At 45.8% G+C, this 20,965-nt stretch carries 11 protein-coding genes; 5 read left to right on the top strand and 6 right to left on the bottom strand.

Features of this window, described 5'->3' with window-relative positions:
• Positions 1–57: 57 nt before the first annotated feature.
• The 4 genes from HMPREF1212_RS17860 to HMPREF1212_RS17875 all read right to left on the bottom strand — a co-directional run bounded on the left by HMPREF1212_RS17860 (position 58) and on the right by HMPREF1212_RS17875 (position 5,549).
• The gene (locus HMPREF1212_RS17860) at positions 58–825 is read right to left on the bottom strand and encodes a glycerophosphodiester phosphodiesterase (protein ID WP_046150541.1); all 768 of its coding nucleotides are present in this window, start codon (positions 823–825) and stop codon (positions 58–60) included.
• An 18-nt stretch (positions 826–843) separates the two neighbouring features.
• A complete protein-coding gene (locus HMPREF1212_RS17865) occupies positions 844–4,011 on the bottom strand; it encodes a TonB-dependent receptor (RefSeq protein ID WP_046150542.1) in 3,168 nt (1,055 codons plus the stop codon).
• A 181-nt stretch (positions 4,012–4,192) separates the two neighbouring features.
• Positions 4,193–4,843, bottom strand: a complete 651-nt coding sequence (locus HMPREF1212_RS17870; RefSeq protein ID WP_046150543.1) for a hypothetical protein — start codon at positions 4,841–4,843, stop codon at positions 4,193–4,195.
• A 76-nt stretch (positions 4,844–4,919) separates the two neighbouring features.
• Positions 4,920–5,549, bottom strand: coding sequence for a porin family protein (locus HMPREF1212_RS17875; RefSeq protein ID WP_046150544.1), 630 nt, complete (start codon positions 5,547–5,549; stop codon positions 4,920–4,922).
• A 512-nt stretch (positions 5,550–6,061) separates the two neighbouring features.
• Between HMPREF1212_RS17875 and HMPREF1212_RS17880 the strand changes: the two genes are divergently transcribed.
• Both HMPREF1212_RS17880 and HMPREF1212_RS17885 read left to right on the top strand, forming a co-directional pair.
• Complete coding sequence (locus tag HMPREF1212_RS17880; protein WP_046150545.1) at positions 6,062–9,058, top strand: SusC/RagA family TonB-linked outer membrane protein; 2,997 nt, start codon at positions 6,062–6,064, stop codon at positions 9,056–9,058.
• A gap of 17 nt (positions 9,059–9,075) precedes the next feature.
• Positions 9,076–10,794, top strand: a complete 1,719-nt coding sequence (locus HMPREF1212_RS17885) for a RagB/SusD family nutrient uptake outer membrane protein (protein WP_046150546.1) — start codon at positions 9,076–9,078, stop codon at positions 10,792–10,794.
• A 146-nt stretch (positions 10,795–10,940) separates the two neighbouring features.
• Here the strand turns inward: HMPREF1212_RS17885 and purL are convergent, their stop codons facing one another.
• The gene (purL, locus tag HMPREF1212_RS17890; RefSeq protein ID WP_046150547.1) at positions 10,941–14,633 is read right to left on the bottom strand and encodes a phosphoribosylformylglycinamidine synthase; all 3,693 of its coding nucleotides are present in this window, start codon (positions 14,631–14,633) and stop codon (positions 10,941–10,943) included.
• Between the two features lie 243 nt (positions 14,634–14,876).
• Complete coding sequence (locus HMPREF1212_RS17895) at positions 14,877–15,311, bottom strand: DUF6078 family protein (RefSeq protein WP_046150548.1); 435 nt, start codon at positions 15,309–15,311, stop codon at positions 14,877–14,879.
• 506 nt (positions 15,312–15,817) lie between these two features.
• Between HMPREF1212_RS17895 and HMPREF1212_RS17900 the strand changes: the two genes are divergently transcribed.
• The 3 genes from HMPREF1212_RS17900 (at position 15,818) to HMPREF1212_RS17910 (ending at position 20,965) form a co-directional block, all read left to right on the top strand.
• Positions 15,818–16,381, top strand: coding sequence for an RNA polymerase sigma-70 factor (locus HMPREF1212_RS17900; protein ID WP_046150549.1), 564 nt, complete (start codon positions 15,818–15,820; stop codon positions 16,379–16,381).
• 109 nt (positions 16,382–16,490) lie between these two features.
• On the top strand, positions 16,491–17,495 hold the full coding sequence (locus HMPREF1212_RS17905; protein ID WP_046150550.1) for a FecR family protein: 1,005 nt from the start codon (positions 16,491–16,493) through the stop codon (positions 17,493–17,495).
• 182 nt (positions 17,496–17,677) lie between these two features.
• Positions 17,678–20,965 carry a TonB-dependent receptor gene (locus HMPREF1212_RS17910; RefSeq protein WP_232430155.1) on the top strand — a complete coding sequence of 1,096 codons (3,288 nt, stop codon included), beginning with the start codon at positions 17,678–17,680 and terminating at the stop codon, positions 20,963–20,965.

Raw genomic sequence — 20,965 nt, forward strand, 5'->3', positions numbered from 1 at the left:
GCATAAGACAAAAAACAGGCTAGTTATTAACTAACTAGCCTGTTACAGTTTCCTATTTCAGTTTTTCCTGATAATCTCCTTCAGCTCTTCGGGTTTGTCGGTAGTGATAAAATCCACTCCCTGTGAGATCATCGACCGCATGACAGCCGGGTCATCCACAGTCCAGACATTAACGGTCAGTCCGGCCTCTTTCGCTTCACGGATCCATTCGGGATGTTTGTCGAATACCTTATAATGGTAGTCCAGTCCGGTAAAGCCCAACACTTTAAGATCGGCCGGAGATACTTCACCACGCAGGTAAGCGACCTGTGCAGCAGGGGCACGGCGGATCAGCTCCTTACAGATATTCATACTGAAGGAGATATATTCCACCTGCTCTTCCAGCTGATACTGCTGAACCAGAGCGAGGATGGCTGTTACCGCCCGGTCTTCATTCACCACTCTTTTGTGGGGTTTTATTTCAAGGATCAGTTGCGTTCGCTGGTTCTGCTTACCTTGTATCAGGTATTCTTCGAGGGTAGGAAGTGTTTCCCCGTTTTTTAGTTTCAGATCTTTTATCTCTTCATACAGAGAAGTTTCGATGCAGAATCCCTGGATGCTGTCGTCATGATTGACCACAGGGATACCGTCTGCCGTGAGGCAAACATCGAATTCCGAACCATAAGCACCTACTTCATGCGCTTTATTCAACGCAGCGATAGAGTTTTGCGCAGAACCTTCACAGTCCCAATAGCCGCGGTGGGCAATTACTTTTGTCTGGGAAAATGCACTGCTTCCGCAAAGGAAGGCGGTAAGCAGCATCGTTAAGATCAATCTTTTCTTCATTGTTTTATCTGTTATGTATTAGAATCCGTAACGAAGACCAATCTGTACCTGATAAGGGTTACCATTCAGATTAGAAACACCGGTATTTGCATTAACATTGTAAACATACTGTTTTTGTTCGGAATTGAAGCTTTTGATCGAATAAATATTTTGTTTACCCAGGTTATGACCGGAGCCCCAGTTCTTGCTGAACAGGTTGGCTACGTTAAAGATATCCACCGACAATTCGATGTTTTGTGTTTTATAGATTTTGAATTTCTTGGCAATACGCAGGTCGAACGTTCCGTAGAAACCGTTCACGCCACCGTTGCGTTCAGCCACTTTACCGAAACTCTTGCGGATATACTTCTTGGTGCTTTCTTCCACATCCGGGTTATCGAGTATGGACTGGATACCTTCGCGCAGATACTGAGGAGTAGCCGCGTCGTTCGGATCATAGATGTAAGCCAGGTCGTTGGAAGAGACAAAATCACCGTTCACATTTCCGTTCACAGCCAGTGAATAGCGCGTTCCGCCCAATCCGGAGAAGCGTAAACCGACACTGACGCCCCAGAAAGTAGGAGCTGTTCCATAGAAAACGACTTTATGACGGAACTGGTTATCGGAATAGCTCATCCGGCTCAAATCACGGGGATCGTCGACCACCATCTTGGAGAGGGTGGCCGAGTTTGCCACATTCCCGTTATATGAAGTATTATCTCTTGTATCATTCCAGGTGTAACTGAAAGCGATCTCGCCATCATTCAGATAACGCCAGGTTCCGTCGACAACGAATGCAAACTGGTTCACCTTTCCTTCACTGTTCAGTTCGAGTACACGGCCTATTTTATCCGTCTTGCGCCCTTGCGTCCAGTCGGCTGAACCGTTTGCCGGGTTGATGCTTTCGGCAGGAACATAGACCCCGCGGTTTCCTTCGGCTGCCAGGCGGAAGAAAGGCTCGTCGGCCATATTGCGGTCTACGTACATATAATTATTACGTCCCAGCGTCATAAAACCGCTTACTCCTATTTTCAGGCGGTCTGTAAAGAAGTGGGTATACGAGAAGTTCGCTTTATAAACAACCGGCACCTTTGCATCGGCTCCGTTCATATTGATCGTTGCCAGCTTGGGGATATCCGGATTATTAAACAGATCGGCACCGGGAGCTGTCGACGGGTCTTTACGGTAGGATTCGAAATCGGGGGTCGGCACCAGGTCGCCTGTCAGGTCGACGGATAATACTTTGGTTCCGTCGAATACCATGTTGTTAATCATTGCATAGTTATTGATATCGGAAGCAAAGATACCACCGCCGAGGCGGATGATGTCGGTATGCTTTTCATTCACGTCCCAGGTGAATTGCAAACGGGGTTGTACCTGGAAAGTAGTCAGGCCATTGTCTGTACGCAAGCCTAATTCATCGTAAACCGTCTGGTTGAAGTTCCCTTTATTAAAGTAATTGGCATTATCGATACGAAGTCCCGCAGTCATTTCAAATCCCGGGAAGAGTTTGGTCTGCAACTGGCCGTACACCCCTGTGTTCAGGATATTCTGTTTGACACGCTGATCGGGATCCAGATATACTTCACGCACATAGCGGTAAGGCTTCAGGTTATTGAAGTTATCCATCCCGGTGAAGTAGAAACGGCCGTTCGCCTCACTGCCATAACGGGAGTCCATGTTGGTGTACATCAGGTCGGCACCAAAAGTAAAGTTGATCTTATTGGTCGTATAATACAGGTTATCTACCAGATGCAGTACATTATTATAGAAATTCTCCGGAGAATAACGCTGGCCGCCTAACTGGATGGTTGTATAAACATCCTTACCGTCCACTGTAGATTGCACCCGTTCCACAATAGCACGGGGGATATTGGCGGAAGGTAATTGCTTATTCGGCGTACTCTCTTCCGAAGTGTACAGGTGTTGCAGTTTCAACTCGTTAGTGATACGGGGTCCCAACACAGAACGTAAAGTTGCCAGGATACTATTGTCGATGGAATGCACATCACCGTACACTTCATACAGGTTGATAGAACTGTTGTCCCCCAGTGCCTGCTTGTTGCGGTCGTTCACATAGTTGTCGCGTATGGTCAATAAGTTGGTGGCATTCAGTTGCCAGTCGATACGGGCGAATACGGCATCCGTTGCCTGCTTCTTATCGAAGGAACCGAACTGGGGCGAACCAGCTACTCCGTATTTATTACGGGCAATTTCCAGATACTGATCCAGCGTGGATTGTGTTACGTTATAACGTTTTTCATCGGCTGCACTTTTAATATCGGCAATCTGCAACGGACGGGAGTCCGCCTGATGATCCCAAGCCAGGAAGAAGTGAGCACGGTTCTTGATGATCGGCCCGCCCAGTGTCGCTCCATACTGATAAGTAGAGAAGCTGGCATCACGATCATTACCGCGAATATCATAAGGACTTGAAAGCCAGTCGGCACGACCGTACACAAACGCACTTCCCGTCAGGGTATTCGTTCCCGATTTAGTAACTGTGCTGACAGCCCCACCTCCACTGCGTCCGTAAGTGACATCATATTGGTTGGTCACAACCTCAAACTCGCGAACAGCTTCCATCGAGATCGCGTAAGGCCCTCCGTTACGGTTGGTCGTACCGCCCGAGGTCGGATTCTTTGCCGACATACCGTCGATCGTAAAATTAGTGGAAGAAGCCAACTGCCCGGAAAGGCTACTTCCCGTACTCAACGGGGAGAGATCCACCAACGAGGTAAAGTTACGCCCGTTCACCGGCAGCTTGGCAATATCCTTTGCCGTTACCGAAGTGGCCGCCCCAATCTTCGGGACTGTATTCTTTAACGAATTGGCTACCACTTCCACCGCTTCGATCTCGACTGACGCTTCCTGCATCTTAAAGTCCACACGGAGCATATCACCCTGATTGAGCGAATAGCCTGTTTTCTTTTGTTCGCCATAACCGATAAAAGATGCAGTCACCGTATAAGGCGATCCCAACGGCAACTGCTTGATAATGTATTCTCCTTTCTCATTCGTCATAGAACCGGTGAAGAAACCGGTCGACTCATTTTTCACCTGGATGGTGGCTCCTATCACTGTTTCGCCGAACTCATCCACGACCGTTCCGGTAATAATGGCTTGCGTACTTCCCTGTGCATTGACAGCCGCAGAGAAACAACAAAGTAGCATCAGCAATGTGACTAACCTGGTAAATAGTTTCATAAACAATCTTTTAATTTTATTTCCATATAAGTTTGATGTCGCAAAAGTAGCCCCGGTATATTGCAGAGGTGTGACAACAAAATGTATATTCATTAACATTCCGCTTACTTTTCTGCAACAAAAAGCCCGATGAGCAAGTTGCTTCACCGGGCTACATTAAGCGTATGTCTATAAGAGGAGTTCAGTCTTCCAGGGTCTTGATTATTGAAGAGGCTATCTTCGATGAACTTTTGCGGCTGATCTTACGCACCTTATCCGGGTTCTCCAGATTCATGCAGGTGAAGTAATTATTACCGCGGTAAATCTCCTTTTTATCCTTATCATATAGCGAATAGCTTACGATATGGAATAAAGTACGAAGAGGCTGTTCCTGCCATTTCAGATAATGTTGGTTCAGCACCAACAGGTAATCGGCTCCGGCCTTGTTCAAGACTTTCTGTAGTTCTTCCGTAGGCACGGCCGAGAGGTCGGAATAGCTGTCTTCACTTTCTCCGTTTACCTTGATCTCATTCAGCACCTGTCCGTCTACCAGATTATCCGTTGCCGGGATAAATTTACAACCGCCTTCCTTTACCGCCGCTGCGATATTCTCTGCGATAATACTATTATATTCGCGGTCGATACGATCAGCTTGCATACCGGTTTCTTCCGCGATCATTCCGTTATAGAAATAGTTGGACTTCACATTATCATGCAAGCCGACAATAAGGATCTGCTTGGCATGATAGTTGCTGCTTTCATCCTTTTTATTTCCTTTTGCTGAAGCTGTTACCACAGTACCCTGTACAAGCAACAGCATCATAATAACCTGAACATTGAATAACTTTCTCATAATTCTTTTCATCATTGATTTTGGTCACAAAGGTAAAGCCGCCTGATTGCAGCGTTGTTACAAAGGGATAAAGTTCCTATTTCATCCGAAAACACCAGCCGACATTGATTTGTATCACACCATTGTTAGAAGTATTATCATACATCGAGTCGCTCAGACCTCCGGCATCTTTAAATATATTCGTCAGCCCGATATTATAATTGGCGGAAACCGCCAGACCGCAATCGAACAGATAACCGACTCCTACTCCCAGGGAGAAATCAAATGTATTCACATTTTCTCTTATACTACCGGTTATTCGTTTCAGATAACAACCTTGCTCCTGTATGCTGGAAACAACCTTGTCATTCGCTTTCGCCCTTACGTTTATTCCCAACTGGGGCCCGGCAAAGATATTAAACCCTTTAAACAGATAAAACCTGGCATAGACAGGAATATTCAGATAATCACATTGAAGCCTGGCAGTCATGCCATAATCATCAGACTGGTAGCCTTGCATCGAATAATATAATCCAGGCTCCAGAGCAAACCGTTGCGAGAAGCGGTACTCACCGGCAATACCAATATTTAATCCCGGTTGCATATCGCCACCATCAGGAACCATATTAGCCAGATTAAGCCCGGCTTTAGGTATAAAAGAAAACTCCTGGGCATTTACCTGAACGGAAACCAGAAGTACCACAACAAACATTATCCATCTTTTCATATCAGTATTTTATTTATGTATACCTATATGATGATTCTTTGTAAGGAAATGTTGCAACGGATTATGAAAATAATAAGCGGGAGATTTATAGAGAGCTATAATTACCATAGTTCTGTACGAACTATGCGGAATAGATCAGACTGAGAAAAACACTGTGCAAAAATAATAAAAAAGGAATACAAAATGATAAAATATCATTTTTTTATTCTAATATCTGCAAGGTTTATAAAATACTTTTTCACACGGCAACCAGACAGATTACATATTTTAAGACAAAAACCTTCATCAGAGGCCGCTTCCTCCCAGGCAAAAGACTGTCTACCATGCATAAAATAAAACAGTTCGTACAGAACTATGGTATGTATTTCAATGGAAACACAAAATCTAATATAACTCTAATATCTAATAATGAGGCCTATGGTGTAAAAAAAGTATCGTTTACCTGAATACGTACCAGATACGTAATTTTTAATCAATTCAATTTATTAAATCTAACTAGTATTAATTAAATTATGAAGAAAGCAATTCAATCGATTTCTTTCAGAGATACAGTTTATGTATCCACATTCTGTCTGTTACTCTCTGCATTTCCTACAAATGCGAAAGAGGTAAACAGTTATAATTCAGAAGTATTACCGGTGACTAACATCACACAACAGAACAAAACAGTCACAGGTACAGTGGTCGACACTAACGGGATCCCTATAATAGGTGCCAACGTAGTGGTCAAGGGCACAACCCACGGAAACATCACGGATGCCGACGGTAAATTTACAATTGAGAACGTTCCTGAAAACACTATTTTACAAATCTCTTACATCGGCTATAAAACGCTGGATGTAGCCGTAAGGAACAAGTCGAAAGTAGAGGTCACCCTCGAAGAGGATTCAGAAAATCTACAGGAAGTTATCGTGGTCGGTTACGGTAGTACGGTGAAAAAAGACCTGACAACAGCCGTGACAAGTGTAAAAAGTAAAGACTTCCTGCAAGGAGCATCCAACAGTCCTTTACAGATGATCGACGGTAAGGTAGCCGGAGTATCCGTGTCCAACACAGCCGCTGCCGACCCGAATGCCAGTCCCAGCATACAGGTGCGCGGTGCCTCTTCCCTGAAAGCAGGAAACGGGCCGCTGATCGTTATCGACGGTATGCCCGGTGGGGATTTGCGTAACCTCGCCCAACAGGATATCGAGTCGATCACGGTATTGAAAGACGGTTCCGCCGCAGCTATTTACGGTTCACGCGGTGCAAACGGTGTTATCCTGGTTCAGACCAAACAGGGAAAAGCCGGTAAAGTATCTATCACATATGACGGGTACGCCGAACATGACTTCGTGGCCGCACGGCCGGAAATACTGAGCCCGGAAGAGTTTGTTGCCAACAATATCGGAAAAGACTACGGTTCGCGCACCAACTGGTATGACGAATTGCTCAACAAAAATAACTTCGGACAAAACCACAACCTCGCTCTATCCGGAGGTAGCGAGTCTACTATCTTCCGTATCTCAGCCAACTATCGTTCCAAAGAAGGACTGGATATTGCGACCGACCGCAAAGAATACGGTTTACGTGCCAGCTTCAAACAAACAACTTTAGAAGGCTTACTGGAAGTGACAGGAAACATTTCCTATCGCTATGCCGATGAAGATTACACGGATTACGGTAGCTTCAAACAGGCTGTCGAACTGAACCCGACCTATTCAAAAGATGAAATGGATGCCTTCCGCAACAACTTCGACAGCTACAACCCCATCTTCAACCTGACAAGACGGGAAAACGGAGCTACACAGGAATACCTGACCACCGACTTCAACATCAAACTCAACATCCTGAAGAACCTGAATACGGAGTTGAAGCTCGGCCGCCAGGGACACGACAAAAAGCAACGCGAGTATTATTTCAAAGACCACCGCGAGTCTATCAACAACAGCCGTAACGGACGCGCCCGCCTGGAAAACGAAAAGTGGGTCGATTATACATTGGAATGGCTAGGCAACTATTCACTGGATATAGACCAACACCACCTGAAAGTGATGGGCGGCTATTCGTATCAGGAATTCAACTGGGAAAAGTTCAATGCGGAAAACATGAACTTCCCGACAGACGCTTTCCTGTATAACAACCTGGGAGCAGGCGATTACAACAAAGCGGACGGACGCCTCGGAATGGAGTCGGATAAGAACAAGGAAAAGACAATCGCTTTCCTGGGACGTGTCAACTACGATTTCGATAATACTTTCCTGTTCACCGGATCTATCCGCTACGAAGGGAATACCAAATTCGGTACCGATCATAAATGGGGTGCTTTCCCTGCCGCTTCCGCCGCCTGGCGCGTTTCCCGTCTATCCTTCTTTGAAGACTCCCAGACGGTGAACGATTTGAAACTTCGTTTCTCTTACGGACAGACCGGACGGTCGGGCTTCGACAAATATATCTCCCTGGCGAAATATACCGGCTACGGATGGATGCCGAACAGCGAAGGTAAATGGGTTCAGGTATACGGGCCGGGAAACAACCCGAACAGGGATCTGTCTTGGGAAAAACAGATATCCTACAACCTGGGTATCGACTATACCTTATTCAACTCCCGCCTGTCCGGTAGCCTGGATCTTTTCATCCGCGAAGGGAAAGACGTGATCGGAGAATACCAGGTGCCGGTTCCTCCCTATCTGCATGAAAAGATCATGACGAATGTAGGTACGACCAGCTCCAAAGGCTTCGAATTGCAGATTAACTGGGATGCCGTACAGACAGATAAATTCACTTACTCCACCAACGCTACGCTTGCCTATACCAAATCGAAGCTGAAATCATTCTCCAACGAGAAGTACGAGCTAGGCTATATGGAAGGCGACGGTCTGCCCTCACCGGGAAACCCCGGCCCATGCCAACGTTTGCAGGATGGCATCGAGATCGGTTCATTCTACGGATACCGTTATGCAGGTGTCGATGAAGATGGAAATATCATGGTGTACAAAGGCGGGGAAAAAGGAGGGGAAACCCTGCGTGGCCGCGATGCCGGAGAAGCCGACAGAACCTATATCGGCAACGGTACTCCCAAATGGGAAATGGCCTGGGGCAATACCTTCACTTACAAAGGCTTTGACTTGTCGCTCTATTTCCGCGGACGTTTCGATTACCAGATCCTGAACCAGTATCAGATGTATTACGGTCTGCAAGGTGTAACCGGTATCAACAAACTGACATCTGCCTATAAGGAGAATGCCCATATCAAAGGCGAGAAGATCATGTGCGATTACTTCCTCGAAAACGGTAATTACCTGAAACTGGATAATATCACGTTGGGATGGACACCCAAGCTGAACACGAAATGGATCTCGAACCTGCGTATCTATGCCACCATGAAGAATGTGTTTACCATCACCAAATATTCGGGCGGAATGGATCCGTCGAGCGTCGACGTGACAGGCTTATGGGCCGGCAGAGGCAGTATGGACTTATATCCGACAGCCCGCAATGTATCATTCGGAGTTCAAATCAGTTACTAAATTAAAGCATAAACAGCATGAAAAATATAAAATCACTTTGTGCAGTCAGCCTGCTGGCAACGACTATGGCTTTTACTTCCTGTACGGATCTGACAGAAGAGCCATTCAATATATTGACAAGCGACAACTATTTCACCGACAAGGCTTCTGTCGAAGCCACCGTACTCCGCCCGTACGAACATGCACAATGGTGCGGATGGGACGGCGACCGCTGGCAGTTGCAGGAACTCACCGGCGACCATTTCGTATGGACACAGAAGGGACGTCATGGCTACGATGACGGACAATGGGTTCGCCTGCACGAGCATAAATGGAATTATGACATGAACCAGATCAACGGTGGCTGGGTTGGCCCGTATCAGGGAATCCAGCAGATCAACTCGCTGCTTCGCGACTTCAATATCCTCGACTTCCAGGCAATGGGTATTACCGACGAGGAAAAGAACAATTACATCGGCGAGCTGCGTACCTTACGCGCCTGGTTCTACATCTTCTTGATCGACTTCTATCGCAATGTCCCTATCTTTACGGAGAAAGATGCACCCGACGAGCTGCTCGCACAGGCTGCCCCGGAAGAAGTTTTCAACTATATCGAAAGCGAACTGAAAGAAGTATTGCCTCAACTGAAAAAGGAAAACATCGTCGGCCGCTTCACCCAGGCTCCCGCCGCTGCACTGCTGGCTCGTATCTATTTCAATTCGCAAGTATGGCTTAACGTAGACCGTTCGGCCGATTGCAAGACCTTCTGCGAAGATATTATTGCTGGTAAATACGGAGAATATCATATCAACCAGAATGACTACCGCGATCCATTCCGCTCCGGTATCAAAGGCTACAGGTCACCCGAACTTCTATTCGAATTCCCCCACAAACGTAATGTGTACCAGTTCGGCGGTTTCCACGACTCCTTCCTGCATTACACTTCCGGACAGGCATTGGGTAATCCCGACGGAGGTAACAACGGTATTCACCTGACACCTTCAAGGGATTTCGACGGCAATGTCTACAAATTCGCCAGCCAACTGGGAACCCCGTACGAAAAGTTTGCAGACTGCGATTACCGCAAACAACCTTTCCGGATCACCAGCGCAAACGGCGACTATGACGGTTTCTTTATGATCGGTACACAATACAAGTTCGATTATACAAAAGGATACGGTTATACGGATGAGACAGTGAAAGGAACAGAAGAGTACAAAGGCGAATCACTGATCTATGTAGACCAGGTAGGCCGTTTCTCCGAAGGCCTGGCCACTGCCAAAGAAAAAGGATCGCGTGTGACGACAGGGGAAGAGAACTCAGGAGTTCGCTTTAATAAGTTCCCTTACCTGCAGGAAGGCGACGGATTGTACATGTGCCAGTCTGCACCGGAAATCCGTCTGGCAGAGATCTACTACATGCTGGCCGAGATCAATTACAGAAGCGGCAACAAGACAAAAGCTGCCGAACTACTCGATTTCGTACGCATCAGAAACTATCCGGCAGACGAGTGGAGCAAATACAGCTACACACAGAACCCGGCCATGCTGACAGACCAGGAGTTTGTAGACGAATGGGGACGTGAGTTTATCGGCGAGCGCCGCCGCCGTCCGGATCTGATCCGTTGGGGACGCTTCGGTAATGCCTGGTGGGACAAAGACGTCGATCCGTCGGACAAGGAATACACGATCTTCCCGATCCCAAAACGCCAGATGGATGCCAACCCATTGTTAAAGCAAACGACAAAAGGCTGGTAACGACCTCATAAAACAAAATGGATAAGCAGCCGCACTAACTAACTATTTCGCACTTAATAATAATATCCCTGGCTGCTTATTCATAAAAAAAGGTTGCAATGTTCAGTACACTGCAACCTTTTTACATTTAAAAGATCTATCTCTTTTTACTTCTTGTTTCCTTCAATCCACTTGTATGCATTTACGAAACCTTCGATCCACGGAGTTACCTCGTCGCTGTTCTTACGATCGTTCGGATAGTAACCGCACTGCCACGGGAACAAAGCACGTTCCGGGTGAGGCATCATGGCCAGATGGCGACCGTCTTTCGAACATACACCGGCCACAGACCAGGGTGAACCGTTCGGGTTGGCAGGATAACCATCATAGTTATATTTAGCAACAATGTGATATTCTTTTTCTTCATACGGGAAAGAGAACTTACCTTCTCCGTGAGCCACCCAAACACCGATCTTGCTTCCGCTCAAAGAACCGAACATGATTGAGTTATTCTTCGGGATCTCCAATGTGACGAAGTTAGACTCGAACTTATGAGAGTCGTTGTGCAACATCTTATGCTTCTTTTCGTGTTCCGGATAAACCAGTCCCAGTTCGGCCATCAGCTGGCAACCGTTACAGATACCCATACTCATCGTATCAGGACGTGCATAGAAGTTTTCGAGCGCTTTCTTCGCCTTTTCGTTGTAGAAGAAACCACCGGCCCATCCTTTGGCAGAACCCAGTACGTCGGAGTTGGAGAAACCACCGCAGAATACGATGAAGTTTACATCTTCCAGCGTTTCGCGTCCTGAAGCAAGGTCGGTCATGTGAACGTCTTTCACATCGAAACCTGCCAGATACAATGCGTAAGCCGTTTCACGCTCACACTGTGTTCCCTTTTCACGGATTACGGCCGCTTTGATTCCACTCGGAGTCTTGCGGTCGGCAGACAAGCCATAAGAAGAAAGCTTTCCGGTGAAGTTCTTGTTGTACTTCACTTCCAACGGCTGCATCTTATAGTTTTCGAAACGGTTGCCTGCGCATACGCTTCCCGACTGTTTTACATCCAGCTTGTAAGAAGATTCATACCATACATCACGCATATAGTCGATACCGAAGTGATATTCCACACCGTCTTTGTCGACGAGGATATGACGTTCGTCGGTCGGTTTGGCGATAACGGCGAAACCTACACCGGCTTCTTCCATCAACTTTTCGAATGCTTTCTTGTCTTTCACCTGAACCAGGATACCCGGGTTTTCAGCGAACAGGATCTTAACGATATCCGTTTCCGACAACTTATCCAGGTTGACCTGCAAACCGCCTTCTACGTTGGCGAAGCACATTTCAAGCAAAGCCGTGATCATACCACCGGCTGAGATATCGTGACCGGCAAGGATCAGGTTCTTTTCGATAGCTTCCTGCACTGCGTTGAACGCATCGGCAAAATATTCGCTATCCTTTACTGTCGGCACTTCGTCACCCAGCTTGTTCAAAGCCTGGGCAAAAGCAGAACCGCCCAGCTTCATCGTATCGAACGAGAAGTCTATATAATATATGTATGAGTTCTTGTCGTTCACCAAAACAGGAGAAACAATTTTGCGGATATCGCTTACCTCGGCACCGGCTGAAATAATAACCGTACCCGGAGCGATCACCTTCTCGTCGCCATACTTCTGAGTCATCGACAAAGAGTCTTTACCTGTCGGGATATTGATACCCAGTGAGCAGGCAAAATCGGAAGCAGCTTCGACAGCCGTATACAAACGGGCATCTTCCCCTTCGTTGCGGCACGGCCACATCCAGTTGGCACTCAGCGATACGCCTTCCAGCTTGTCAGCCAGCGGAGCGAATACGATATTCGTCAGCGACTCGGCAATAGCCATTACAGAACCGGCAGCCGGATCGATCATAGCCACCTGCGGAGCGTGACCGATAGAAGTAGCGATACCGGCTTTTCCACGGTAATCCAACGCTACCGCACCCAGGTCGCTGAGTGGCAACTGCAATTCACCCTGGCACTGCTGGCGGGCGATCTTACCTGTTACGGAACGGTCTACCTTATTGGTCAACCAGTCTTTACAAGCAACAGCTTCCAGTTGCAGTACGTTTTCCAGATAGTGGTGCAATTCCGATTCCTTGTAAACTACCGGAGCATACGTTTCATTGACCGTATGGTCTGTCATGATCGTTCTCGGCGGTTTACCGAACATATATTCGAGCTTGATGTCAATAGGCTTCACACCGTCGGCCTGTTCGAATACAAACTTCATGTCGTTTGTTGTTTCTCCGACCACATACATCGGAGCACGTTCGCGTTCTGCAATACGTTTTACGCGTGCCACGTCTTCTTCCTTCATCAGCAAGCCCATACGTTCCTGGCTTTCGTTACCTACAATTTCCTTAGCGGAAAGCGTAGCGTCGCCGACAGGCAGTTTGCTCATGTCGATATGTCCGCCGGTGGCTTCCACCAACTCAGACAAACAGTTCAGGTGACCGCCTGCCCCGTGGTCGTGGATAGAAACGATCGGGTTCTCGTCAGACTCGGCGATCGCACGGATCACGTTGGCTGCACGTTTCTGCATTTCGGGGTTGGCACGCTGTACGGCGTTCAGCTCGATACCGCTGGTGTACTGTCCTGTATTGACAGACGATACGGCACCACCACCCATACCGATACGGTAGTTGTCACCACCGATCACAACCACCTTTTCACCCGGTTCGGGATTCCCCTTCAGTGCATCGCGCATATTAGCGAAACCGACACCACCGGCAAGCATGATTACTTTATCGTATGCGTATTTCTTATTGTTTTCTTCGTGTTCGAAAGTCAGAACGGAACCACAGATCAGCGGCTGTCCGAAATGGTTACCGAACGTAGAAGCACCGTTTGAAGCCTTGATCAGGATCTGTTCCGGAGTCTGGTACAACCAGGGACGCGGATCCATGATCTTTTCCCATTCGCGGGCACCTTCGGTACGCGGATAAGAAGTCATGTAAACGGCAGTTCCGGCGATAGGCAAAGAAGCCTTACCACCACCCAGACGGTCGCGGATCTCACCACCTGTTCCGGTAGCAGCACCGTTGAACGGTTCCACGGTAGTCGGGAAGTTATGTGTTTCAGCTTTCAGTGAGATAACCGTCTTGATCTCTTTCACTGCATAGAAATCAGGTTTGTCGCCTGTCAGCGGAGCGAACTGTTCTACCACCGGACCTTCGTTGAAAGCCACATTATCTTTATAAGCAGAAACCAGCTTGTTCGGGTTTACTGCCGAAGTTTTCTTGATCAGGTTAAAAAGAGAACTTTCTTTCTCTTCTCCGTCGATGACGAATGTACCGCCGAAAATCTTATGACGGCAGTGTTCCGAGTTCACCTGTGCGAAACCATATACTTCGCTGTCGGTCAGCTTACGTTCCAGTTTCTGGCTTACTTCGTTGAGGTAAGAAACTTCTTCGTCGCTCAAAGCCAGTCCTTCTTTTTTGTTGTAAGCTGCGATATCTTCGATATAAACAATCGGATCCGGTTGTTTACTGATCGTGAAGATATCCTGGTTCAGGCCGTTGTAGATGCGTTGCAGCATCGGGTCATGGTCTGCCTCACCGGAAGAAACAGGGAAGTATTCTTCGATACGTGAGATACCGCTCAATCCCATGTTCTGGGTGATTTCCACGGCATTAGTACTCCACGGGGTGATCATTTCCCGGCGTGGGCCAACATACCAGCCATCCAATGTTTCCGATTGAACGGGAGTTGCTTCACTAAACAACCAAACGAGCTTTTGAACATCTTCAGGAGAGAAAGCGTGTGCGGCCTCAACAGCCAGCACCGTCTTTGTTGGAGATTGAAAGAATAGAATCATATCGTCGATTTATTAAGATATTCCAATAACAGACTGCAAAGATAATAAATATGTAGCAGATAAGAATGTACATCCTTACATTTTAGATTTAAAACCGTTCTTGCAAGTTCTTTTTTTTAAAACAGGCAGAAAAGACAGACAAGGCTCCTGTCTACAATTTGTTTCATCCTAGTGAAACACTTGTTTCTCCTATATGAAACAGTTGTTTCACTAGGATGAAACACTTTTGAAGTAATATACTTTTTACCACTCGTACTGCTCTACATATTCATCGAACTGGGGAGCTTCCTGAATACCCCGCTGAAGAAACAACTGACGGACATACTCTTGTTGTTCGGGAGTAAAAAGACGTTCTTTACGCCAAAGGCGATAAAAATGCGTTCGTCCGAAATAGGTTAACATCTGTTGTTTGATCACTACCGCATCGTTATGTGGTATATGAGCCAGTAATTCTGTCATTCCCAGGGCAAATTGCTGCAACTGGTCAGCTTTAAAGAAAGTGCAATCCCCATTGCCCGGATTCGCATAAGCCGGACTGACAAGGGTTATAGTCTTGCGCTCTGCCGGTATATGTTGCATGGCCTTACTACGAAGGCACTCATCTGCTCGTTTGCATTGGTTGTTCGCACAGTGAGCGAACTTATACGGCAGCAGGTTGTAATCAAAGTCTTTATTCATAATGTATATCGTTTTAACAAAAATACACTTTATTATTTAATTACAAGACAATTGCATCATAAATATACGATAAGCGACTAATCTATTGCCGATAATTACCAGCTTATATGACCGACAACCATCGACAACAGGTTAGTAAGGCAGAAAAAGAACGGTTTCGCCTTTCCCGTTGCTATACACCTCAAGGGCAGTGGGCACATTAATACACCACACGGGGGTACGAAACCGTATACCAATAACGGTTACAGGTAAAAAAATGCCCGCAACCTTAATTAAGAAGCAGATTCACCACTTCGTGAAAATAAGACAGTCGTTACAAATTTACTATTATTTTAATATACTGCCGCGATTTAGTCTTTATAAATAAGGTTTCTATGCGCTACATGAAAACGGCAGAGCGCCAACTTGCCAGAGATAAGATAGTAGTTTTATATTTTTTTTTCCTTTTAATAATAAACGATCTTTATCTTTGCAACTGAATAAAGAGATAATAAATCTATCTATTAATGGATTTCACCACCGAAAAGGGATACATAGAAGCAGTCAGCAGGGGCGATGAACAGGCATTCGAGTCATTGTTCCTACACTACTTTCCACGGATTAAAGGATTCATCAGCGGAATCCTGCAAAACGAGGAAGAGGCTGAAGATATTTCCCAGGATATATTCGTATCCATGTGGCAGAACAGGGAACGGCTCACGAATATCGAGAACCTGAATGCATACTTATTCCGTATAGCGAAGAATACAGTCTTCCGCCATATCGAACGGTCTCTATTATTCAAAGATTACCAGCAACAAACAGAACATGCCGCATTTGTTTCCGGCGAAAATGACAGCATAGAGGAAGAACTATACGCCAAAGAACTGGAATTCCTTATTTCTGTCGCTGTTGAAAAGATGCCGCCTCAACGAAAACAAATCTACCAGATGAGCCGTGTGGACGGACTATCCAACGACGAAATCGCAACACGCCTGTCCATTAGCAAACGGACTGTTGAAAATCATCTGACACTAGCACTAGCCGATATCCGCAAAATCATAGGATTCTTCATCCTTGCTTTCCTCTGATCCCCGACGAACACAGGACGATTTAAATTATTTTTGAAAAAAATTCATTTTCGGCTGTGTGTACTTCCCGCCTCACGTATCTTATATACAAAACAGGAAATATACACACATGTCAAAAGCATATAAAATACTACATAATCTGGTCAACCATACATTTGATCCCGAACTCCGGAACAATATATGGAAATGGCTGATCACCCCTTCCAAACAAAAAGAAAAAGAGGAGGTTCTTTTTTCTCTTTGGAACGAATACCCGTTGGCGGCAGACCAGAGCACCTACCAATCATTTAAGGAAACGCGGAGGAAAATCAAAAACGCCCGGCAGGAAAAGCGCCTGCACAGGATAACCAGAACGATAGCACGGGCAGCGGCCATCCTGGTCATACCTTTGTTATCGATTGTCGGTTCTTATTTATACATACAGAAATACACTACCGAAACGGAGTTGGTACAATGCTTCGTTCCGGATGGAGAAAAGAAGGAATTGATATTACCGGATGGTTCCAAAGCAAATGTAAATTCAGGTAGTATCCTTATATATCCTAAGAAATTTAAGGGAAACACACGCTCTATCTATTTATCGGGAGAGGCAAACTTTACTGTCCAAAAAGACAAAGAACATCCCTTTATAGTAAAAACAAACTACATAAAGGTGCAGGCACTCGGAACGAAATTCAATGTACAGGCTTATATCGAAAGCGATAAGATCATTACAACGCTTGAAAACGGAGCAGTGAAAGTAGATAAAACAACGGAGGATGAAAATTCCTTTATCTTATCCCCCAACGAACAGTTGGAATATAACTATCGAACCGGGGCATTTGAGAAAAGAATGATCAACGCAGCCAATTATTCCGGTTGGACTAAGGGAGAACTGAACTTTATGAACCAACCGTTGAAAGAAATACTGGCTACTTTACAACGGGAATATGCTGTGCAGTTTGTAATAAACGCACGCTTGTTCACCCCGGATCTGTACACAATAAAGTTTCGCGGACATGAAGATATAGATACGGTGATGAAGATCCTGACACTGACTGCCGGCGGATTGACTTATCAGATAGAAGACAATATAATTACGATTCATTCACTCAAAAAGAAAGGAGCTAAATAACAGAAAAAAGGGACCGGAGAAAATTGCGACACCTTTTCCGGACCCCCGAAATCAACAAACAACATTCATCGATCTTAGAAATCTTAAATTTAGTATTCATTGATTTAATTGACAAAAATATGAAAATAAACTATCAGGAGAGCATATATCCGCTCTTAAAATTACGTAAATTGTTAATTTTTATGCTATTGTGCCTATTTACCATCAACATAGGCTGGGCGCAAGACCAACGAATATCAATTGCTGCAAAAAACAAGACATTACTGACGACATTCGAGGAAATAGAAAAGCAGACAGGACTTAGCATTGCTTACAATCAAACTAAACTGAATATCAACAAGAAAGTAGATAAGAACTTTGATAATAAAAGCCTATCTTCTATTTTCACCGATTTACTTCAGGACAGTGGTTTCTCTTTCCGGTTCGAGGACAAGCATATCATTATCGTCCCTGTAGAACAACCAAAGAAACAATCATCCGGCAATAGTCCTAAAAAGATAACAGGAACGATTGTCGACGGAAGCGGTTTGCCGATCATCGGGGCAAATGTTGTAGTGGAAGGTACTTCTTCAGGAACAATTACCGACCTGGATGGCCGCTTCTCCTTAGATGTTCCGGCAGGCAGCAAATTACAGATTTCCTACATCGGCTATCTGTCAAAAACGATTACCATTAACAACAACACGGTCTACAATATCCAACTGACCGAAGACACACAAGCTCTTGACGAAGTTGTAGTTGTCGGATACGGTACGGAAAAGAGGGTTAATGTGATCGGTTCGATCGCCCAGGTAAGCAGTGAGAAGCTAGCCAACCGCTCTACCCCGATGTTGTCGAATGCATTGGCGGGACAAATGGCAGGAGTCACCGTTATCCAACGTTCGGGACGACCGGGTAACAGCAGCGGGCAAATACGTATCAGAGGGGTTGCTTCTTTCAGTAATGATGAAAACAATACCGCGAAAGCAGACGCTTTGGTTCTGATCGATGGTATTCCGGGCGATCTGAATGATATCAATTCGGAAGATGTAGAAAGTATTTCTGTCCTAAAAGATGCATCCACAGCCGCTATTTATGGAGCCCGGGCAGCCAACGGTGTTATTTTGGTCACGACCAAAACCGGGAAAGAAGGGAAAATATCGATTAGCTATAACGGGTATGTCGGAATGAACAAAGCAACCGCATTACCTAAATTCGTTAACTCCTGGGAATATGCTTCATTATTAAACGAAGCTGACGGTAAAGAGTATTATACACAGGCTGAAATACAAAAATTCAGAGACGGCAGCGATCCGGATAATTATGCCAATGCCAATTATCTGGATGAGGTGTTCAGCAGAAACGGTATACAGACCGGTCATGACCTGACACTGAACGGAGGAACTTCCAGCAACCGGTACATGCTATCGTTCGGTTATCTTCATCAGGACGGTCTGATCAAGAAAAATAATTATGAACGATACAATACCCGCTTAAACCTGATCACGGATATTCTTCCTAACTTGACCATCACGACCCGGTTAGCAGGAACCTATGCAACCCGCAACGAGCCGACAGGAAAAATGTTGGATATAGTATCCAGCGCCGTTCGTATGCCAGGTTTATGGCCTACATTCCTTTCAAACGGAGAACTGGGCTTAGGAGGTAAATCAGAAGGAACGCCGCCAAGTGTATTATACAGCAATTCATTCTTTGAAGAGCCCGATTTCAAGGTAAATGCACAAATAAGAGTCGATTACAGTCCGATCAAAGACCTGAAGTTATCTGCCATCGGCGGTTTTAACTACAAGAATCTGGAACAACGGACTTATAATGCGACCCGCCAGTTGGCCAACCAGACAATCGGCCCATCTACCTTAAAGCACGAAATGCGGAAAACGATCTACAAAACATTTCAGGCCACTGCCGATTACAGTAAACAGATAGACAAACATAGCCTGGGCGTACTTATCGGTTACTCCTGGGAAGAAGAAGCCTATCGGACATTAATCGGAGAACGCGATAAATTCCCCGGAAACGATCTACCTTATCTGAATGCCGGTTCACCGGATAATCAAAAAAGTTCAGGCGGTGGCAACGACTGGGCGATCCAATCTTTATTCGGAAGACTGCGCTACAACTTCGATGAGAGGTATTTACTGGAGTCTACCATCAGATACGACGGTTCTTCCCGTTTTCCCAAAGATAACAAGTATGGTTTCTTCCCTTCTGTTGCCGCAGGTTGGAGAATATCGGAAGAGTCGTTCTTCAAGGAAAACGAAGATCTGGACTGGATCAATAATTTAAAGCTAAAAGCATCATGGGGTATATTGGGTAACCAGAATATCGGAAACTATCCTTACCAAACCGTATTTGAGCTGGGACAGAACTATCCTTTCGGAGACAATTACGCTCTGGGGGCGGCTGTAACGACAGCCACCGACCCTACGATCAAATGGGAAGAGACACAGACTGTGGATGCCGGTTTCGAAAGTGTATTCTGGAACGGACAATTAAGTTTCAATGCCAGCTATTTCTATCGCAAGACTTATGATATTCTGTATAAGCCCAGCGGTAGCATATCCAGCGTATTAGGACAAAAGATCTCAGAGATGAACACCGGTAAGCTGAAAAATACAGGTTGGGAGTTTGAGATCGGACACCGTAATCAAATAGGTGAAGTATCTTACAACATCAATGGAAATTTCAGTATCATCAATAACAAGGTAATGAGTTTAGGTGTCGGCAATGTAGAACAGCTGAATGGCATGGTCGGTAATGGTAGCAATCTATTCATCAACTATCCGATAGATATGTATTACGGTTATAAAACCGATGGAGTCTTCCTGACGGATAAAGAAGTCGGTGAATGGGCAGACCAGACAAAAGTCAATCCGAATTCGCAGGCCGGCGACATCCGCTTTAAAGATATCAGCGGGCCGGACGGTAAACCCGACGGAGTGGTCGATCCGAATTACGACCGTGTATATCTGGGTTCCCGTATTCCCAAATATACATTCGGTCTGAACTTGGGAGCCGAATATAAAGGATTTGACATACAGGTTCAACTGCAAGGTGTAGCCGGCGTAAAAGGGTTGCTTTCCGGTTTCTCAGGTTGGGCGCTCTGCGGAGATGGGAATATCCAACGCTGGCAGGCAGACGGCCGCTTCGATCCGGCCAACCCGCAACGTTATCCGAAATATCCTCGTTTACAGTCTGTCAGAAACGTACAGGAACAAAACATGGAAGTATCCGACTTCTGGCTGCTCGACGCATCTTATCTCCGCCTGAAAACAGTACAGGTAGGCTATACGCTTCCCGGATCTATTCTGAAAAAGGCCGGCATATCCAGATTACGTTTATATGTAACTGCTGAAAACCCATGTACCTGGAATAAATACAGGGAAGGATGGGATCCTGAAATCAATACAGAAGGAAACTATTACCCGATCCTTGCGACCTACACATTTGGTATTAACCTCAAATTCTAA

This window comes from Parabacteroides sp. HGS0025, from assembly GCF_000969845.1.
Taxonomy (GTDB): domain Bacteria; phylum Bacteroidota; class Bacteroidia; order Bacteroidales; family Tannerellaceae; genus Parabacteroides; species Parabacteroides gordonii.